Source organism: Aeromonas sp. QDB18 (assembly GCF_027705325.1).
Classification (GTDB): domain Bacteria; phylum Pseudomonadota; class Gammaproteobacteria; order Enterobacterales; family Aeromonadaceae; genus Aeromonas; species Aeromonas caviae.
In genome coordinates, this window is the sequence record NZ_JAPDBQ010000008.1 from 1 (window position 1) to 17,333 (window position 17,333).

At 58.6% G+C, this 17,333-nt stretch carries 15 protein-coding genes, 2 tRNA genes and 1 pseudogene; 1 reads left to right on the top strand and 17 read right to left on the bottom strand.

What is annotated here, in order from left to right:
• On the bottom strand, nt 1-194 hold a 194-nt coding region (locus OKC30_RS02720), incomplete at its 3' end, for a helix-turn-helix domain-containing protein (protein ID WP_270809557.1).
• Between the two features lie 35 nt (nt 195-229).
• Complete coding sequence (locus OKC30_RS02725) at nt 230-637, bottom strand: DUF1090 domain-containing protein (protein ID WP_160837293.1); 408 nt, start codon at nt 635-637, stop codon at nt 230-232.
• A 160-nt stretch (nt 638-797) separates the two neighbouring features.
• Here OKC30_RS02725 and OKC30_RS02730 point away from each other — a divergent pair, with 160 nt between their 5' ends.
• Nucleotides 798-1,151 carry a DsrE/DsrF/TusD sulfur relay family protein gene (locus tag OKC30_RS02730; RefSeq protein ID WP_043153224.1) on the top strand — a complete coding sequence of 118 codons (354 nt, stop codon included), beginning with the start codon at nt 798-800 and terminating at the stop codon, nt 1,149-1,151.
• Between the two features lie 3 nt (nt 1,152-1,154).
• On the opposite strand, the pseudogene OKC30_RS02735 reads toward OKC30_RS02730, so the two are convergent.
• The 15 genes and pseudogenes from OKC30_RS02735 to ftsH form a co-directional block, all read right to left on the bottom strand.
• Nucleotides 1,155-2,190 (bottom strand): annotated as a pseudogene (locus OKC30_RS02735) (MFS transporter).
• A gap of 142 nt (nt 2,191-2,332) precedes the next feature.
• On the bottom strand, nt 2,333-4,480 hold the full coding sequence (gene pnp, locus OKC30_RS02740; protein ID WP_160837295.1) for a polyribonucleotide nucleotidyltransferase: 2,148 nt from the start codon (nt 4,478-4,480) through the stop codon (nt 2,333-2,335).
• Nucleotides 4,481-4,660: 180 nt separating this feature from the next.
• Nucleotides 4,661-4,930: a 30S ribosomal protein S15 gene (rpsO, locus tag OKC30_RS02745; RefSeq protein ID WP_010675364.1), complete on the bottom strand. Its 270-nt coding sequence runs from the start codon at nt 4,928-4,930 to the stop codon at nt 4,661-4,663.
• Between the two features lie 135 nt (nt 4,931-5,065).
• A complete protein-coding gene (truB, locus tag OKC30_RS02750; protein WP_010675365.1) occupies nt 5,066-6,016 on the bottom strand; it encodes a tRNA pseudouridine(55) synthase TruB in 951 nt (316 codons plus the stop codon).
• 1 nt (nt 6,017) lies between these two features.
• On the bottom strand, nt 6,018-6,452 hold the full coding sequence (gene rbfA / locus OKC30_RS02755; RefSeq protein WP_010675366.1) for a 30S ribosome-binding factor RbfA: 435 nt from the start codon (nt 6,450-6,452) through the stop codon (nt 6,018-6,020).
• 55 nt (nt 6,453-6,507) lie between these two features.
• Complete coding sequence (gene infB / locus OKC30_RS02760; protein ID WP_043153231.1) at nt 6,508-9,210, bottom strand: translation initiation factor IF-2; 2,703 nt, start codon at nt 9,208-9,210, stop codon at nt 6,508-6,510.
• Nucleotides 9,211-9,230: 20 nt separating this feature from the next.
• Complete coding sequence (nusA, locus tag OKC30_RS02765; RefSeq protein ID WP_039040286.1) at nt 9,231-10,733, bottom strand: transcription termination factor NusA; 1,503 nt, start codon at nt 10,731-10,733, stop codon at nt 9,231-9,233.
• A gap of 14 nt (nt 10,734-10,747) precedes the next feature.
• Nucleotides 10,748-11,206 carry a ribosome maturation factor RimP gene (rimP, locus tag OKC30_RS02770; protein ID WP_010675370.1) on the bottom strand — a complete coding sequence of 153 codons (459 nt, stop codon included), beginning with the start codon at nt 11,204-11,206 and terminating at the stop codon, nt 10,748-10,750.
• A gap of 166 nt (nt 11,207-11,372) precedes the next feature.
• Nucleotides 11,373-11,449: transfer RNA gene (locus OKC30_RS02775), tRNA-Met, on the bottom strand.
• Nucleotides 11,450-11,540: 91 nt separating this feature from the next.
• Nucleotides 11,541-11,625: transfer RNA gene (locus OKC30_RS02780), tRNA-Leu, on the bottom strand.
• 7 nt (nt 11,626-11,632) lie between these two features.
• Nucleotides 11,633-11,959, bottom strand: a complete 327-nt coding sequence (gene secG, locus OKC30_RS02785; protein WP_010633113.1) for a preprotein translocase subunit SecG — start codon at nt 11,957-11,959, stop codon at nt 11,633-11,635.
• Nucleotides 11,960-12,724: a triose-phosphate isomerase gene (tpiA, locus tag OKC30_RS02790; protein WP_039040288.1), complete on the bottom strand. Its 765-nt coding sequence runs from the start codon at nt 12,722-12,724 to the stop codon at nt 11,960-11,962.
• Nucleotides 12,725-12,854: 130 nt separating this feature from the next.
• Nucleotides 12,855-14,189, bottom strand: coding sequence for a phosphoglucosamine mutase (glmM, locus tag OKC30_RS02795; protein WP_160837297.1), 1,335 nt, complete (start codon nt 14,187-14,189; stop codon nt 12,855-12,857).
• An 18-nt stretch (nt 14,190-14,207) separates the two neighbouring features.
• On the bottom strand, nt 14,208-15,053 hold the full coding sequence (folP, locus tag OKC30_RS02800; RefSeq protein ID WP_113977507.1) for a dihydropteroate synthase: 846 nt from the start codon (nt 15,051-15,053) through the stop codon (nt 14,208-14,210).
• A 302-nt stretch (nt 15,054-15,355) separates the two neighbouring features.
• Nucleotides 15,356-17,308 (bottom strand): ATP-dependent zinc metalloprotease FtsH, encoded by a 1,953-nt coding sequence (gene ftsH, locus OKC30_RS02805; RefSeq protein ID WP_104455437.1) that lies wholly within the window; start codon nt 17,306-17,308, stop codon nt 15,356-15,358.
• Nucleotides 17,309-17,333 lie beyond the last annotated feature (25 nt).

Sequence of the window (17,333 nt, forward strand, 5' to 3'; positions counted from 1 at the left end):
TCCAGCCCCGCCACGCCGTGTAGCAAGAAGTTGCTCACCCATTTGTTGACACTTGTGCGGCTGACTTTGAGAAAGCGGGCAATGTCAGTTCTGGAATGACCTTCTTGAAAGTGTGCTAACGCCAGGAATCGCATGCGTTTCCTGGCGTTGGTTTCTGCCTTGGCGAGGGCCAAGAAATCGATTGGATCGGACATACTGAGTACAGTGAAACCAGAATAGAGCAATTAGATCACATCTTTAATCTGATTGGTATGACCAGTTTTTGCAGCGCTTCGAGTTCGCGCTGGGCTTCCAGCAACTCGGCCTGGGACTCCTCCAGCTTGGACTGCTTCTTGGCAATCTTGTCCGGCTTGCCCGATACCCGTGCGCTCTGCAACTCGGCCAGCCGCTCTTCCACTTCTTCCCTCTGCTTGACCACCTTGCGTTGCTGCTCCTCAAGGAGCCCAGCATCGGTACAATGGGCCTCCAGGTTGCGCAGTGCCCGCTCAAGGCCGGCTACCTGCTCCTGGTTGTTGTGCGCCCTGGCGAACGCAAGCTGATCCGTCACGGCCTGCTGTCTGGCCTTGCAGCCGATGTTTTCACTACCATAGGCTTGTCCGGCCAACAACAATAAGCCTATTCCGGCGATCTTCCACATAACAACCTCTTTGTTCTGTCATACTGGATGGCCGTCCATGAGACCTGACTCCCTGTGTGAGGTCAAGACACACGGGGCCGGGCTACGACAGAGTGTGCTCTGCATCATGCCGGGCCGCTTTCGCCAAAGCTACAATGGCCCTTTCAATCAGGAGAGCCACATGACCCAACACATTCTCATCATTGCCAACGGCGCCCCCTATGGCAGCGAGTCCCTGTTCAATGCTCTGCGCCTCGGCATCGCCCTCAAAGAGGAGGCGAAGGTAGACCTCAACCTCTTCCTGATGTCGGATGCCGTCACTGCGGCTCTGGCCGGGCAGGCTCCGGCCGAGGGCTACAACCTGCGCCAGATGCTGGAGATACTGCTGGCTCAGGGCACCCGGATCCGGCTTTGCAAGAGCTGCACCGATGCGCGCGGCATCACCCCGCTGCCCCTTGTCGAGGGCATAGAGATAGGCACCCTCCCCTTGCTGGCTCAATGGACTCTGGCCGCCGACAAGGTGCTGACCTTCTAGCCGTCAGGGCCCGGCCCGGACCAGCGCAGTGCGCGAGGTCCGGGTACTCAGACCATAGAGCATCAGGATCACCAGGCAGAGCAGCGCCATCAGGGCATAAAGCCAGCTCCCGCCCCAGTGGGCCAGCACCTAGCCTCCCAGCAAGGCCCCCATGGCCACCCCGAGTCCGGAGATGGAGGCCGCCCCGAAATAGCTCCCCTTCAAATGACCAGCGGGCAGTCAGGTGCAGCAGGGGGAACTGCAGCATCACTATGGTCAGCGCGTTGGTCGTCACCAGCCAGCCGATGAGCCGCTCCACCTCCGGCGTCCCCGCGCGGGTCAGATACTGGATGAGGGGCGACTCGAACTGGGCATAGACCAGCATCAGCAGCAGATTGGCCATGATCAGCAGCAGAAACCCCCTGTCTTGCCAGAGCACCCGCAGCACGGCGCGCATGCCGGGCCCGGCCGCCTGGCTGGTGTGGCAACCTGCCAGCCTGAACCCGATGACAAAGACGATGCCAAGCAGCAGATAGCTGGCACTGAGCAACAGGAAGGTCTCCTGACGCGCGCTCAGGCCATAGGTGACGCCGAGCAGAGGACCGATGGCCGCCCCCAGGTTGAGCAGGAAATAACGCAGGTGCAGCGCCAGCTCACGGGCTTTGGGCTCGGCCAGATTGTCGGCCATCAGTGCCTTGCCCGGTGAGTCGATGAGTCCGTAGGAGAGTCCGCTGCCGATCACTCCGAGTGCCAGCCAGCCCACCTGATGGGAGAGGCCGAGCAGGGCCACACTGGCGGCGGAAACCAGGCAGCCGAACAGCAGGATGTTGCGCCGCCCCCATTTGTCCGAGAGCCAGCCGCCATAGAAGCTGACAAGAGTGGAAAGCGCCGCCGTGGCCCCCAGGATCAGGCCTATCAGGGTCGCCGAAAGTCCGTAGTCACGGTAGAGCAGGATCGAGAGAAAGGGCCAGACCATGAAGAAGGTGGTACGCACCATGAAAGTGCCCAGGATGACGATCCAGACCAGGGAAGGAAACTGCCTGAGGTAGGCCCATGACATGCTGCAATTCCTTTTGCCAACGAAGCGGGGTCGTCCCTTATATCAAGGGGCGCCAAAAGGAACAAGGAGACAATCTGCGCCATGCCGGGCGACAGGCACAAAAAAGCCGACCCAAGGGTCGGCTCTTTCACATACGGCAGCCTTATTCGGCAGCCGGCTCTTCGACGGCAACGGCAGCAGGAGCAGCAGGAGCAGCAGCCGCTTCGGTCGGTGCGTTCGCTTCCTTGATGGAGAGACGTACACGGCCCTGACGGTCCACTTCCAGTACCTTCACCTTCACCACGTCACCGATTTTCAGGAAGTCGGCCACGTTCTGCACGCGGGCATCGGTGATCTGGGAGATGTGCACCAGACCGTCTTTACCCGGCAGGATGTTGACGAAGGCGCCGAAGTCAGCCAGGCGCACGACCTTGCCTTCGTAGATGCGGTTCACTTCGATCTCGGCGGTGATGGCCTCGATGCGGCGGATCGCTTCCATGGCGGCTTCGTTGGCCACGGCGGAGATGCGAACGGTACCGTCATCATCCAGCTCGATGTTGGTGCCGGTCTCTTCGGTCAGTGCACGGATCACGGAACCACCCTTGCCGATCACGTCCTTGATCTTCTCAGGATTGATCTTGATGGTGTGGATGCGCGGTGCGAAATCGGAGATCTGGGCACGGGGAGCCTGGATAGCTTCGTCCATCACTTTCAGGATGTGCAGACGAGCGCCACGAGCTTGCTTCAGCGCAATCTCCATGATCTCTTTGGTGATGCCTTCGATCTTGATGTCCATCTGCAGCGCGGTCACACCTTCGCTGGTACCGGCTACCTTGAAGTCCATGTCGCCCAGGTGATCTTCGTCACCCAGGATGTCGGACAGCACGACGAAACCTTCTTCTTCCTTCACCAGACCCATGGCGATACCGGCAACGGAGGCCTTGATCGGCACACCGGCATCCATCAGCGCCAGGGAGGAACCACAGACAGACGCCATGGAGGAGGAGCCGTTGGATTCGGTGATTTCAGAGACCACGCGCACCACGTACGGGAACTCGGCGGCGCTCGGCATCACGGCAGCAACGCCGCGCTTGGCCAGACGGCCGTGACCGATCTCACGACGCTTCGGGCTGCCCATCATGCCGGTCTCGCCGACGCAGTAGGGCGGGAAGTTGTAGTGCAGCATGAAGCGATCGGCGCGATTGCCGGTCAGCTCGTCGATGTTCTGGGCGTCACGCTCGGTACCCAGCGTGGCGACCACGATGGCCTGGGTTTCACCACGTGTGAACAGGGCAGAACCGTGGGCACGGGGCAGGATGCCGGTACCGACAGAGAGGGCGCGGATCATTTCCGGATCGCGACCGTCGATACGCGGCTCACCACGTACGACGCGACCACGGACGATGCGGCTCTCCAGGCTGTGGAACTCTTCGCCGATCTTCTTGGCATCTTCTTCCACGCCGGATGCGATGACTTGCTCGACCACGCGGCCCTTGATGGCAGCGATGGTTTCGTAACGAACAGCCTTCTCGGTGATACGGTAGGCTTCACCCAGTTCAGCTGTGGCCAGTTCGGCAACTTTGGCTTTCAGCGCTTCGTTGACGGCAGGCGGGGTCCAGTCCCAGGGCTTGGTACCGACGTCGGCAGCGAATTCATTGATGGCGTTGATCACGGTCTGCATCTGCTCGTGACCGTAGACCACGGCGCCCAGCATCACCTCTTCGGAGAGGATGGCCGCTTCGGATTCCACCATCAGCACCGCATTGGCAGTACCGGCAACCACCAGATCCAGATCGCTCTGGGGCAGTTCGGTGGTGGTCGGGTTCAGCACGTACTGGCCGTTCATGTAACCCACGCGGGCTGCACCGATCGGGCCGCCGAACGGGATACCGGAGATGGCCAGGGCCGCGGAGGCACCGATCATGGCAACGATGTCGGGAGAAACGGCCGGGTTCACGGACATGACGGTGGCAACCACCTGAACCTCATTGAGGAAGCCTTCCGGGAACAGCGGACGGATGGGACGGTCGATCAGACGGGAGATGAGGGTCTCACCCTCGCTCGGACGGCCTTCACGACGGAAGAAACCACCCGGGATACGACCAGCAGCATAGGTACGCTCCTGATAGTTGACGGTCAGCGGGAAGAAATCACGGCCGTGATCGGCCTCTTTCTTGCCAACGACAGTCACGAAGACACAGGTATCGTCCATGCTGACCATGACGGCCGCAGTGGCTTGACGGGCCATCACACCGGTTTCCAGTGTGACGGTGTGTTGACCGTACTGGAATGACTTTACAATAGGATTCACGTGAATTTCCTTTTAACAATTTGGCGCTTTAAATTCGCGTGCAAGTATACTTGATTCGCATCAAAAGGTAAGCGCGGACGTCAATTCTGTGAGGCAGGCAACGGCCTGCATCCTGTTTGAAACGGGCAATAAAAAAGGGGAACCTCGCGGTTCCCCTTTTTTGCGAAATCTGATGGTCGATTAACGACGCAGACCCAGCTTGGCGATCAGAGCAGCGTAACGCTGAACGTCTTTACGCTTCAGGTAGTCCAGCAGCTTACGACGCTGGGAAACCATGCGCAGCAGACCGCGACGACCGTGGTGATCCTTGGCGTGCTCCTTGAAGTGACCTTGCAGATGGTTGATCTGGGCAGTCAGCAGGGCAACTTGCACTTCGGGGGAACCGGTGTCGTTGGCGCCACGAGCGTTGTCGGCAACGATTTGAGCTTTGATCTCAGCATTTAGAGACATGGTATTACTCCAGTAGAGTGTTTAAAGGTTCACAGCCAATCTCTAATTCAGCCGTGAAATGAGGGCGGTATCATAATCGTCCCCGCCCCTTTTCGCAACGGGAAAGACGCGTGACAGACCGATACCGCCTGAGGATCACTCCTCGTCGTGGTAGCGAACAAGACGCTTGGGCGCCACGCGCCCCTCGTCATCGATCTCGCCAACCCCGATGAATTCGCGCTCCGGGCCAACCGTCATGCGGACCTGGCCGCTTTGGGGGCTACCTGCGACCTGCACGGCCTGACCCTGGTTCACATAGGCGGCCACGGCGACCAGCATGTTCACCTCGGGCAGAGAGGCCACGGCGGTGTCCATCGGCAGCAACAGGGGATCCAGCTGCTCCCGTGGCGGAATGCTTTCGGCCTTGGCCTGCTCGAAGATACACTCGAGCTGCTCCAGGGTCAGCATCCGCTCGTAGGGGTAGCTCGCCACCTGGGTGCGACGCAGCTGGGTGACGTGAGCGCCACAGCCCAGCACTTCCCCCAGATCGTCCACCAGGGAGCGGATATAGGTACCCTTGCTGCAATGCACTTCCAGCTTCACCTCGTCCCCCTCGAAGCCGAGCAGCTTGAGTTCGAAGATGGTGATGGGACGGGCTTCCCGCTCGATCTCGATCCCTTCACGGGCATATTCGTAGAGCGGGCGGCCGTTGTGCTTGAGGGCGGAGTACATGGACGGCACCTGCATTATGGGGCCGCGGAACTGGTCCAGCGCCTCGATCAGGGTGCCCACCGCCACGTTCACCGGGCGGGTGGAAACCACCTCGCCGTCGGAGTCGCTGGTATTGGTGCGCTCGCCCAGCTTGGCGGTCACCTCATAGCGCTTGTCCGCTTCCAGCAGATACTGGGAGAACTTGGTGGCCTCCCCGAGGCAGATCGGCAACATGCCGGTGGCCAGGGGGTCCAGGGCGCCGGTATGGCCAGCCTTGGCGGCGTTGTAGATCCGCTTGACCTTCTGCAACACATCGTTGGAAGTCAGGCCGGTCGGTTTGTCCAGCAGCAGGATGCCGTGTACGTCACGGCCTTTGAAACGACGTCTACGAGACATCTCAGGCGTTATCCTCAGTCGTGTCATCCGGTGCGGATTGCTCTTCGTCACGACCGGCTTCAGTCATGCGACGCTTGTCTTCACGCACAGTGTTGGTCACCAGGTTGGAGAGGCGCATCCCCTCGACCAGGGTCTGGTCGTAGTAGAAACGCAGCTCGGGCACCACCCGCAGACGCATGGCGCTACCCAGCAGGCTGCGGATGTAACCGGCAGCCTCGGTCAGGCCCTTGAGCCCTTCCTTGATGCGCTCGGCGTCATTCTCCAGTTGCAAGAAGGTGACATAAACCTTGGCATAGTTGAGGTCCTTGGAGACCTCCACGTCGGAGACGGTCACCATGCCGATGCGCGGGTCTTTCACCTCGCGCTGCAGGATCAGCGCGATTTCACGCTGGATCTGCTGTCCGACCCGACGGGTCCGGCTGAATTCTCTGGCCATATTCTATCCTGCGATAAAAGGGGGCCGCGGCCCCCTATTTTGTCTAACTCTCGGCTTACAGAGTCCGTTGGATTTCAACGGTCTCGTACACCTCGATCTGGTCGCCTTCGCGCACGTCGTTGTAGTTCTTGACCGCGATACCACACTCGTAGCCGTTGCGAACTTCGTTGACGTCATCCTTGAAGCGGCGCAGGGATTCCAGCTCGCCTTCATAGATAACCACGTTGTCACGCAGAACGCGAATGCGGTTGGAACGCTTGACCACACCTTCGGTGACCATACAGCCAGCAACGGCGCCGAACTTCGGCGACTTGAAGACGCTACGCACTTCAGCCAGACCGATGATCTCCTGACGATACTCAGGAGCCAGCTTGCCGCTCATGGCCTGCTTCACTTCGTCGATCAGGTCATAGATGACGGAGTAGTAACGCAGATCCAGGCTCTCGGATTCGATGACCTTGCGCGCAGAAGCGTCGGCACGGACGTTGAAGCCCACCAGGATGGCGCTGGAAGCCGCGGCCAGGGTCGCGTCGGTTTCGGTGATGCCACCTACGCCGGAACCCACGATCTTCACCTTCACTTCGTCGGTGGAGAGTTTGACCAGCGCATCGCAGATCGCTTCCACAGAGCCTTGTACATCGGCCTTGATCACCACGTTCACTTCGGACACTTCGCCCTCGGTCATGTTGGCAAACATGTTTTCCAGCTTGGCCTTCTGCTGGCGGGCCAGCTTGACTTCGCGGAACTTGCCCTGACGGTAGAGCGCCACTTCACGGGCTTTCTTCTCGTCACGCACGACCGTGGCTTCGTCACCGGCAGAGGGAACGCCGGACAGGCCGAGGATTTCCACTGGCAGAGAGGGACCTGCTTCCTTGATCTCGCGACCCAGTTCGTCACGCATGGCGCGAACCCGGCCGTATTCGAGACCACACAGAACGATGTCGCCCTGACGCAGAGTACCTTCCTGTACCAGCACGGTGGCAACCGGACCACGACCTTTATCCAGGAAGGATTCGATCACGACGCCGTTGGCCATGCCGTCAACCACCGCTTTCAGCTCCAGGACTTCGGCCTGGATCAGGATGGCTTCCAGCAGGTCGTCGATGCCTTCGCCAGACTTGGCGGAGACGTGCACGAACTGGCAATCGCCACCCCAGTCTTCGGACATGACGTTGTAACGGGCCAGCTCGGTCTTGACGCGATCCGGATCCGCTTCAGGCTTGTCGATCTTGTTCACCGCAACAACCAGCGGCACACCGGCCGCCTTGGCGTGCTGGATAGCTTCGATGGTTTGCGGCATCACACCGTCGTCAGCTGCAACAACCAGAACAACGATGTCGGTCGCCTTGGCACCACGAGCACGCATGGAGGTAAACGCCGCGTGACCCGGGGTATCCAGGAAGGTGATCATCCCGCTGTCGGTCTGGACGTGGTACGCACCGATGTGCTGGGTAATGCCACCGGCTTCGCCCGCCGCGACCTTGGCTTTACGGATGTAGTCCAGCAGCGAGGTCTTGCCGTGGTCGACGTGACCCATGATGGTCACGACCGGCGCACGCGGCTTGGCTTCGGAGGTCTCGTCACGATCGGACAGTACCGCCTCTTCCAGCTCGTTCTCACGGCGCAGCACTACCTTGTGACCCATCTCCTCGGCGACCAGCTGAGCGGTCTCCTGGTCGATCACCTGGTTGATGGTGGCCATGGCACCCATCTTCATCATCACCTTGATGACTTCAACGCCCTTGACGGCCATCTTGTTGGCGAGCTCCGCCACTGTGATGGTCTCGCCGATGACGACGTCACGGTTGACCACGGCAGCCGGCTTGTTGAAGCCGTGTTTCATGGCGTTCGGCATGGCCATCTTGCCACGCTTGCCTTTGCGGGCACGCGGATCGCGGGAGTTGCGGTCATTGCGGTCGTCTTCGCGACGGCCGACTTTCTTCGGCGCCTTGGCAGCGGCAGCCGTGCGACGGCTGGTCTCTTCCTTACGATCCAACTCATCTTCGGCCGCTTGCGCGTGCTTGTTGGTGGTCAGATGGTAATCGCTGCTCTCTTTGGCGCGAGCCGCTTCTTCTTCAGCCCAGCGGGCCGCATTCTGTTCCGCCATGATGCGAGCCTCTTCGGCTTTCTTCGCGGCGAGTTCTTCAGCTTTTTGCAAAGCTGTCTGTTCCTGTTGGCGCTTCAGTTCTTCTGCTTCGCGCTTGGCCATCTTTTCTGCCTCTTGCTGAGCTGTGCTACCGGCTGCTTTGGCGGGCTGTTGAGCCTGTCGAGCCTTCTGTTGTGCCTCGATCCGCGCCTTTTCCTCAGCTTCACGACGAGCCTGCTCAGCCTCACGGCGAGCCTTCTCTTCAGCGTCGAGGCGGGCCTTCTCTTCGGCCTCGCGACGAGCTTTTTCTTCTGCTTCCAAACGCGCTGTTTCCTCGGCTTCCGCCTGGCGCTGTTCATCTTCCAGCGCCGAGCGTCTTACATAGGTGCGAGACTTGCGCACTTCTACCTGCACTTCCTTGTTCTTGCCACCAGTCCCCTGAACACTCAGAGTGCTCTTGGTCTTGCGCTGCAAGGTCATGCGAGCAGGTGCGGTGACCTCGTCACCTCCATGCTGTTTCTTCAGATGTGCCAGCAGAGTCTGTTTCTCAGACTCGCTGACCATGTCGTCGGCCTTGCTCTTCACGATGCCGGCATCGACAAACTGCTGGAGAAGACGATCAACCGGCGTGTCGATGTCAGTGGCAAGTTGCTTAACTGATACTTCTGCCATTCATTTTCCTCCGTTTGACCTTATTCAGACTGCTCTTCTCCGAACCAACAGATATTGCGAGCAGCCATAATGAGCTCACCAGCCTTCTCGGCGGTCAACTCTTCGATGTCGGCAAGGTCATCGATACCTTGCTCTGCCAAATCTTCCAGGGTGCCGACACCGCGAGCGGCCAGGGCATAGGCCATTTCACGACCGAGGCCGGAGAGATTGAGCAGTTCTTCGGAAGGCTCGACGCCTTCAAAGGATTCTTCTTTGGCCAGGGCCTTGGTGGTCAGGGCATCCTTGGCACGCTTGCGCAGCTCTTCGACCATGTCTTCATCCAGACCGTCGATGGCCAGCAGCTCGTTGACCGGGACGAAGGCGATCTCTTCCAGAGTGGAGAAGCCCTCTTCCATCAGCAGGCCGGCGAAATCGTCGTCGATATCTAGGGTGCTGGTGAACAGCGTCAGGATGCGGTCGTTCTCGGCCTGGTGCTTGGCACGCATGTCCTCGACGGTCATCACGTTCAGTTCCCAACCGGTCAGCTGGGAGGCCAGACGCACGTTCTGACCGTTGCGGCCGATGGCCTGGGCCAGGTTGGCGGCTTCCACGGCGATGTCCATGGTGTGGTTGTCTTCATCAACGATGATGGAAGCCACATCGGCTGGCGCCATGGCGTTGATCACGTATTGGGCCGGGTTGTCATCGTACAGCACGATGTCGGCACGCTCACCGCTCAGCTCGGCGGAGACGGCCTGAACGCGGGCACCACGCATGCCGATACAGGCACCGATCGGGTCGATACGACGATCGTTGGTCTTGACCGCGATCTTGGCGCGGGAACCCGGATCACGGGCGGCGCCCATGATTTCGATCATCTCTTCGCCGATTTCCGGCACTTCGATGCGGAACAGCTCTTTCAGGAAGTCCGGGCTGGAGCGGCTGACGAACAGCTGGGAACCACGGGCTTCCGGACGCACGGCGTAGAGCAGGCCACGGATACGGTCGCCGGGACGGAAGGTCTCACGGGGCAGCATGTCGTCACGGAAGATCACGGCTTCGGCATTGCTGCCCAGATCCAGGATCACGTTGTCGCGGTTGCTCTTCTTGACCACGCCGCTGATGATGGTGCCTTCCTTGTCCTTGAACTGGTCAACGACCTGGGAACGCTCAGCCTCGCGCACTTTCTGCACGATGACCTGCTTGGCGGTCTGGGTGGTGATACGGTCGAAGGTCACAGAGTCAATCTGGTCTTCAACATAGTCGCCGATCTGGATATCCGGCTGCTCGATCTGAGCGGCTTCGAGAGTGATTTCCCCGTACGGGTTCTCCATGGAAGCCTGATCGGCCACCACGACCCAACGGCGATAGGTGTCATAGTCACCGGTCTTGCGATCGATCTCGACACGCACTTCAATCTCGCCTTCGTATTTTTTCTTGGTCGCAGTCGCCAGCGCAGTCTCCAGAGCCTGGAAAATCTTCTCGCGGGGGACAGCCTTCTCGTTGGACACAGCGTCAACGACCAGCAAAATCTCTTTATTCATATCCGATAGCCTCGTTAACCAAAGTTCGGCACTATGTTCGCTTTTTGGATATTGGTGAAAGCCAACACCTCGTCCTTACCATCTACCGTCAGAGTGATCATGTCCCCCTGCACGGCTTTGATTACGCCTTTGAACTTGCGGCGGTTGTTTGTTGCCATCCGAAGCGTTACCGCCGCCTCCTGGCCAACGTATTTTTCGAACTGGGCGACCTTGAACAGTGGACGATCCAAACCCGGGGAAGACACCTCAAGGTAGTACTCCTCGGTGATGGGATCTTCGACATCCATGATGGCGCCGACCTGGCGGCTCACCTCGGCACAGTCTTCCACCGTCACGCCTTGCTCCGAGTCGATGAAAACGCGCAAGGTCGAGTGCTTACCCGCACGGATAAACTCGATACCCCACAGTTCAAAACCCAAGGCAACGACCGGAGCCTCGAGCAGATCGGTCAAACGTTGTTCCAACGTAGCCAAAGTCACCCTCCGAAAAACGAAAAAAGGGCATATAGCCCAGATAGAAATAGATTCAGAGTAAATTGCACATAACAAAAAGCCCCGATGTCAAATCGGGGCTTGGCGCTTTACCCTGATTGTCGCCTCGCAGCGACCGCCTTCCTGAGCGTAGGAAATGCGTGAAATTTGGTTGCGGGGGCCGGATTTGAACCGACGACCTTCGGGTTATGAGCCCGACGAGCTACCATGCTGCTCCACCCCGCGTCCGAAATCGTGCGAGATTATAGCCACTTCACTCTCGTGAGACAAGACTCAGCGGCTATAACATCCCGGTTACCCGGGTTCACTACTTAATTGGTGCCGTGGGCGGGACTCGAACCCGCACACCCTAGAGCACTACCCCCTCAAGATAGCGTGTCTACCAATTCCACCACCACGGCAAAACTCTTATTCGGGAACGTCAGTATCTTTCTTCACTGGCGCTTTGCTCTGCTCAACTTGTTGAGTCTGTTGCAGATTTTCCCATTCACTACCCTGTTTGACCTTGTTGCTGGACATGGAACCCAGAACCAGACTAATCAAGAAAAACAGAGTAGCCAAAATCGCTGTTGTGCGGGTCAGGAAGCTGCCTGAACCACCGGAGCCGAATACAGTATTCGATGCCCCTGCGCCGAAGGAGGCGCCCATATCAGCGCCTTTACCTTGCTGAATCATCACCAGACCAATCAGAGCCAGCGATACCAGAAGATAAACGACCAAAAGAATCTCGTACATTTAACTTGCACCCTTTGCCGCTTCAACTATTCCTAAAAACGCCTCGCCATCAAGACTTGCTCTGCCTATCAGACCGCCATCAATATCGGGCTGCGCAAACAAATCTTGTGCATTGGCCGGTGTCACGCTCCCACCATAGATGATTCTAACTTTCTCACCTATTACCGGAGTATCCTCCGCCAAGCGACCGCGAATAAAGGAATGAACCTCTTGTGCCTGCTCGGGTGTGGCGCATTTACCTGTACCTACAGCCCAGATTGGCTCGTAGGCGATGATAGCATTATCGAAAGCCATCGCGCCATTTTTCTCTATGACGATATCCAGTTCCTCAGCAATCACCTCAAAGGTTCGTCTTGCCTGCCTCGCCGCTCCTGACTCACCCAGACAAAGTATGGGTATCAGACCTGCTGCTCTGACTGCCGCAAACTTCTCTGCGACGATGAAACTGGTCTCACCAAAGAGACGCCTGCGCTCGGAGTGGCCAACAAGTACATATCGGCAACCTGCCTCGACCAGCATCTCACACGAGATTTCACCCGTATAAGCGCCTTGCCTGTGCTGGCTCACGTTCTGAGCCCCCAACTTCACCCTCCCCTGCTCACCGAGCAGTTCGGCCGTGAAACCGAGATGCACATGGGATGGACACAAGACCACATCTACGTCTTCATCAATGCACTCTGTGCACTGACTCGTAAACTGCTCTAACTGCGACCTACTACCGTGTAACTTCCAGTTGGCTGCTACAAACGGCTTGCGATGTCCCATCGGCAACTCCCTTGCGAAAGCGGGGCTGATAATATCCAGAGGATGCTCAGCTGACAAGTGCTATTTTCAAATTTTCTAATCGTTTGAACAAGATACAACCAAGGCGACTAAAAAGCCGCCTGGTTGTTCATTAAAACGCCGATTCGACCTGTTTGGCGATGCGCTCTGCCATATCGCGCACCTGCTGTTCGTATTCACCTTCGACCATGACCCGGATCAGGGGCTCGGTGCCAGATTTGCGCAACAGCACCCGGCCACGGCCGGCCAGTTCCTGCTCCACTGCCGCCACTTCCTGCTGAACGACACTGGAGGTCAGCGGATCCTTGCCTTCGGCGAAGCGCACATTGACCAGTACTTGCGGGAACTTGCTCATGCCCGAACGCAATTTGGCCAGCGGCATCTCGGCACTGCGCATGGCCATCAGCACCTGCAGGGCGGCGACGATACCATCCCCCGTGGTGGTCTGATCCAGGCAGATGATGTGACCGGAGTTTTCGCCTCCGATGCGCCAGCCCTTCTCGTTCATCATCTCAAGCACGTAGCGGTCACCCACCTTGGCACGGGCAAAGGGGATGCCCAGGGTCTGAAGTGCCAGCTCCAGTCCCATGTTGGCCATCAGGGTGCCCACAACACCGCCCTTGAGGCGGCCATGGCGCAGGGCATCCCGGGCGATGATGTAGAGGATCTCATCCCCGTCGATGATGTAACCTGTGCTGTCCACCATCACCAGACGGTCGCCGTCACCATCGAAAGCGACGCCGAGATCGGCTTTGCACTCCTGGACCTTGGCGGCCAGCGCCTCCGGTGCGGTGGAACCGACGCCGTCATTGATGTTGAGCCCATCCGGGCTGCAGCCGATGGCGATGACTTCGGCACCCAGCTCGCGGAAGACGGAAGGGGCGATGTGATAGGTGGCGCCATGACCGCAATCCACCACCATTCTCAGCCCTTCCAGGCTCAGATTGGAGGGGAAGGTGCTCTTGCAGAATTCGATGTAACGACCGGCCGCATCATCGATGCGCAGCGCCTTGCCAAGCTCCGCGGACTCTACACACTTGAGTTCGTTGTCGAGCTCGGCTTCGATGGCCAGCTCGACATCATCGGGTAGCTTAGTGCCGTCGGCGGAGAAGAACTTGATACCGTTGTCGTAATAGGGGTTGTGGGATGCACTGATGACGATGCCGGCTTCGGCACGGAAGGTGCGAGTCAGGTAGGCAACCGCCGGGGTGGGCATGGGTCCCATCAATATGGCTTTGAGACCGGCGGCGGAGAGCCCCGCCTCCAGTGCCGACTCCAGCATGTAACCGGAGATACGGGTATCCTTGCCGATCAGCACCTTCTTGGTCCCTTTCTTGGAGAGCACCTTGCCGGCGGCCCAGCCCAGTTTCATGACGAAATCCGGGGTGATCGGGTATTCACCCACCTTGCCGCGCACGCCGTCGGTGCCGAAGTACTTTCTGGTCATTGTCTGTTTCTCGTTTTTCTATTTGGATATGAAATCTTGTCCCGTCATGGTCATCCAGCCTGTACGCAAGACATCCATGGTGGCCCGCACGTCGTGCACCCGGATGATCCTGGCGCCATGTTGCAACCCGATCAGGGCACAGGCCAGACTACCAGCCAACCGCTCGGCTACCGGGCGGTCAAGCAGGTTGCCTATCATAGACTTTCGTGACATGCCCACCAAGAGCGGAAGTTGGTAATCGAGCAGTGACGCCTGCTGTGCCAGCAGCTGATAGTTGTGCGCCAGCGTCTTGCCAAAGCCATAGCCTGGATCCAGTACCAGATGCTCACGCGGGATACCGGCCCCCAGACAAGCGGCAATCCGCTCGTCAAAGAAGGCTCTCACCTCCCCCAGCAAATCGTCATAGTGCGGCTCCACCTGCATGGTACGGGGCTGCCCCTGCATGTGCATGAGGCATACCGGTACGCCAGCCTCGGCCGCCGCGCCCAGCGCTCCCGGCTCTTGCAGAGCGCGGACATCATTGATGAGGTGACCACCTGCAGCACAACCCTCCCGCATGACAATAGCCTTGGAGGTATCGAGGGAGATCATCACATCCAGCTCGGAGACCATGCGCTCCACCACGGGGATGACCCTGTCCAGCTCCTCCTGCTCGCTCACGTCGGGGGCGCCCGGGCGGGTCGACTCGCCACCTATATCGATAAGGGTGGCCCCATCGGCCACCATGTCGCGGGCATGACCCAACGCCAGATCGATCTGCTTGAAGCGGCCACCATCTGAAAAGGAGTCCGGCGTCACATTGAGAATGCCCATGACATGGGGACGGTCGAGAGAAAGGGTACGTCCCTTGCTGATTAACTGCATTGCTTCAACTACCTCCAACAAGAGCGGCAAACTCTTCGTGCAAAGAAAAACCCCGGGCAAGCCCGCAATGCTGTTCACTTAAGAGAATTTGAGTTCCAGTCCACGTAGTATCAGGGCTAAAAAATGAGGGAGGCATGATGCCTCCCTCTTTCTATTGCAAGCCACGCTGGATAAAGGCTGAAGGAACATCGACTGGAAACAGCCTTGCTCCCCCAACTCAAGTCGCATTTATGAATAATTAGTCAAAAATGTGCTTATCTGAACAGCATTGCGGGCAAGCCCGGGGTTTGTATCATGACAACTTATTTGGCCGGGACATCGTTCGCCTTGTCGATGTCACTCAGAGGTGCACTGCCCTCTTCAGCCGGCGCCTTGGCCTCCGGCTCGTTGTTCACGCTGGCACCACCTTGCGGGGTGTCACCGTGCTCATCATGCCAGTTGCTGGGAGCACGGACCTCGCGACGCGCCATCAGATCATCGATCTGCTTGGCATCGATGGTCTCGTACTTCATCAATGCATCTTTCATGGTGTGCAGCACATCCATGTTGTCCAGCAGGATCTGCTTGGCACGATCGTAGTTGCGATCGATGACCTGCTTGACCTCTGCATCGATGATGCGGGCGGTATCGTCAGACATGTGCTTGGCCTTGGCCATGCTGCGGCCGAGGAAGACTTCACCGTCCTCTTCTGCGTAAAGCATGGGGCCGAGACGCTCGGACATGCCCCACTGGGTCACCATCTTGCGGGCGATGTCGGTGGCACGTTCGATGTCGTTGGATGCACCGGTCGATACCTTCTCGGCACCGTAGATCAGCTCTTCCGCCAGACGACCGCCATACAGGCTGGAGATCATGGACTCCAGATGCTGCTTGGAGTGGCTCCAGCGGTCCTGTTCCGGCAGGTACATGGTCACACCCAGCGCACGGCCGCGCGGAATGATGGAGACCTTGTAGACAGGGTCATGATCCGGCACCACGCGACCAATGATGGCGTGACCCGCTTCATGATAGGCCGTCATCTCCTTCTCGGACTCTTTCATCACCATGGAGCGACGTTCCGCCCCCATCATGATCTTGTCCTTCGCCTTTTCGAACTCCAGCATGGAGACCACTCGGCGGCTCTCGCGAGCAGAGAAGAGGGCAGCCTCGTTCACCAGGTTGGCCAGATCGGCACCGGAGAAACCAGGGGTACCACGGGCAATCAGCGCCGGATTGACGTCATCCGCCAGCGGTACCTTGCGCATGTGCACTTTCAGGATCTGCTCACGACCGCGAACATCCGGCAAGCCGACCACGACCTGGCGGTCGAAACGACCTGGACGCAGCAGCGCAGGATCCAGTACGTCGGGACGGTTGGTGGCGGCGATGACGATGATGCCTTCATTGCCTTCAAAACCATCCATTTCAACCAGCATCTGGTTCAGGGTCTGCTCACGTTCGTCGTGACCACCACCCAGACCGGCGCCACGCTGGCGACCGACCGCATCGATCTCATCAATGAAGATGATGCAGGGGGAGGATTTCTTGGCCTGTTCGAACATGTCACGCACCCGGGAGGCACCGACACCCACGAACATTTCCACGAAGTCCGAACCTGAAATGGTGAAGAACGGCACCTTGGCCTCGCCTGCAATGGCTTTGGCCAGCAGGGTCTTACCGGTACCGGGAGGACCTACCAACAGGACGCCGGTCGGGATCTTGCCACCCAGCTTCTGGAATTTGGTCGGGTCACGCAGATAGTCGACCAGCTCCTTGACCTCTTCCTTTGCCTCGTCACAACCGGCTACGTCGGCAAAGGTAGTTTTGATCTGATCTTCGCTCATCAGGCGAGCCTTGCTCTTGCCGAACGACATGGCACCCTTGCCGCCGCCGCCCTGCATCTGACGCATGAAGAAGACCCAGACACCGATCAGCAACAGCATCGGGAACCAGGAGATGAAGATGGACGTGATCAGAGATGGTTCTTCCGGCTTCTCACCCATCACTTTGACGTTATGGTTGAGCATGTCGTTGAGCAGTTGGGGATCCGGCGCAGGAATGATGGTGGTGAAACGTTCACCGGTGCGCTTGACGCCATTGATGACCTTGCCATCCATCCGCACTTCACGGATCTGCTCCTGGGTCACTTCTTTCACGAAGCTGGAATAGTCCAGCTGGCGACTGGTGGTATCGCTGGGGCTGAAGCTATTGAACACCGACATCAGCACGACGGCGATGACCAGCCACAGGATTAGGTTTTTCGCCATGTCACTCAAATCAATGACCTCGCAGACTGACAGT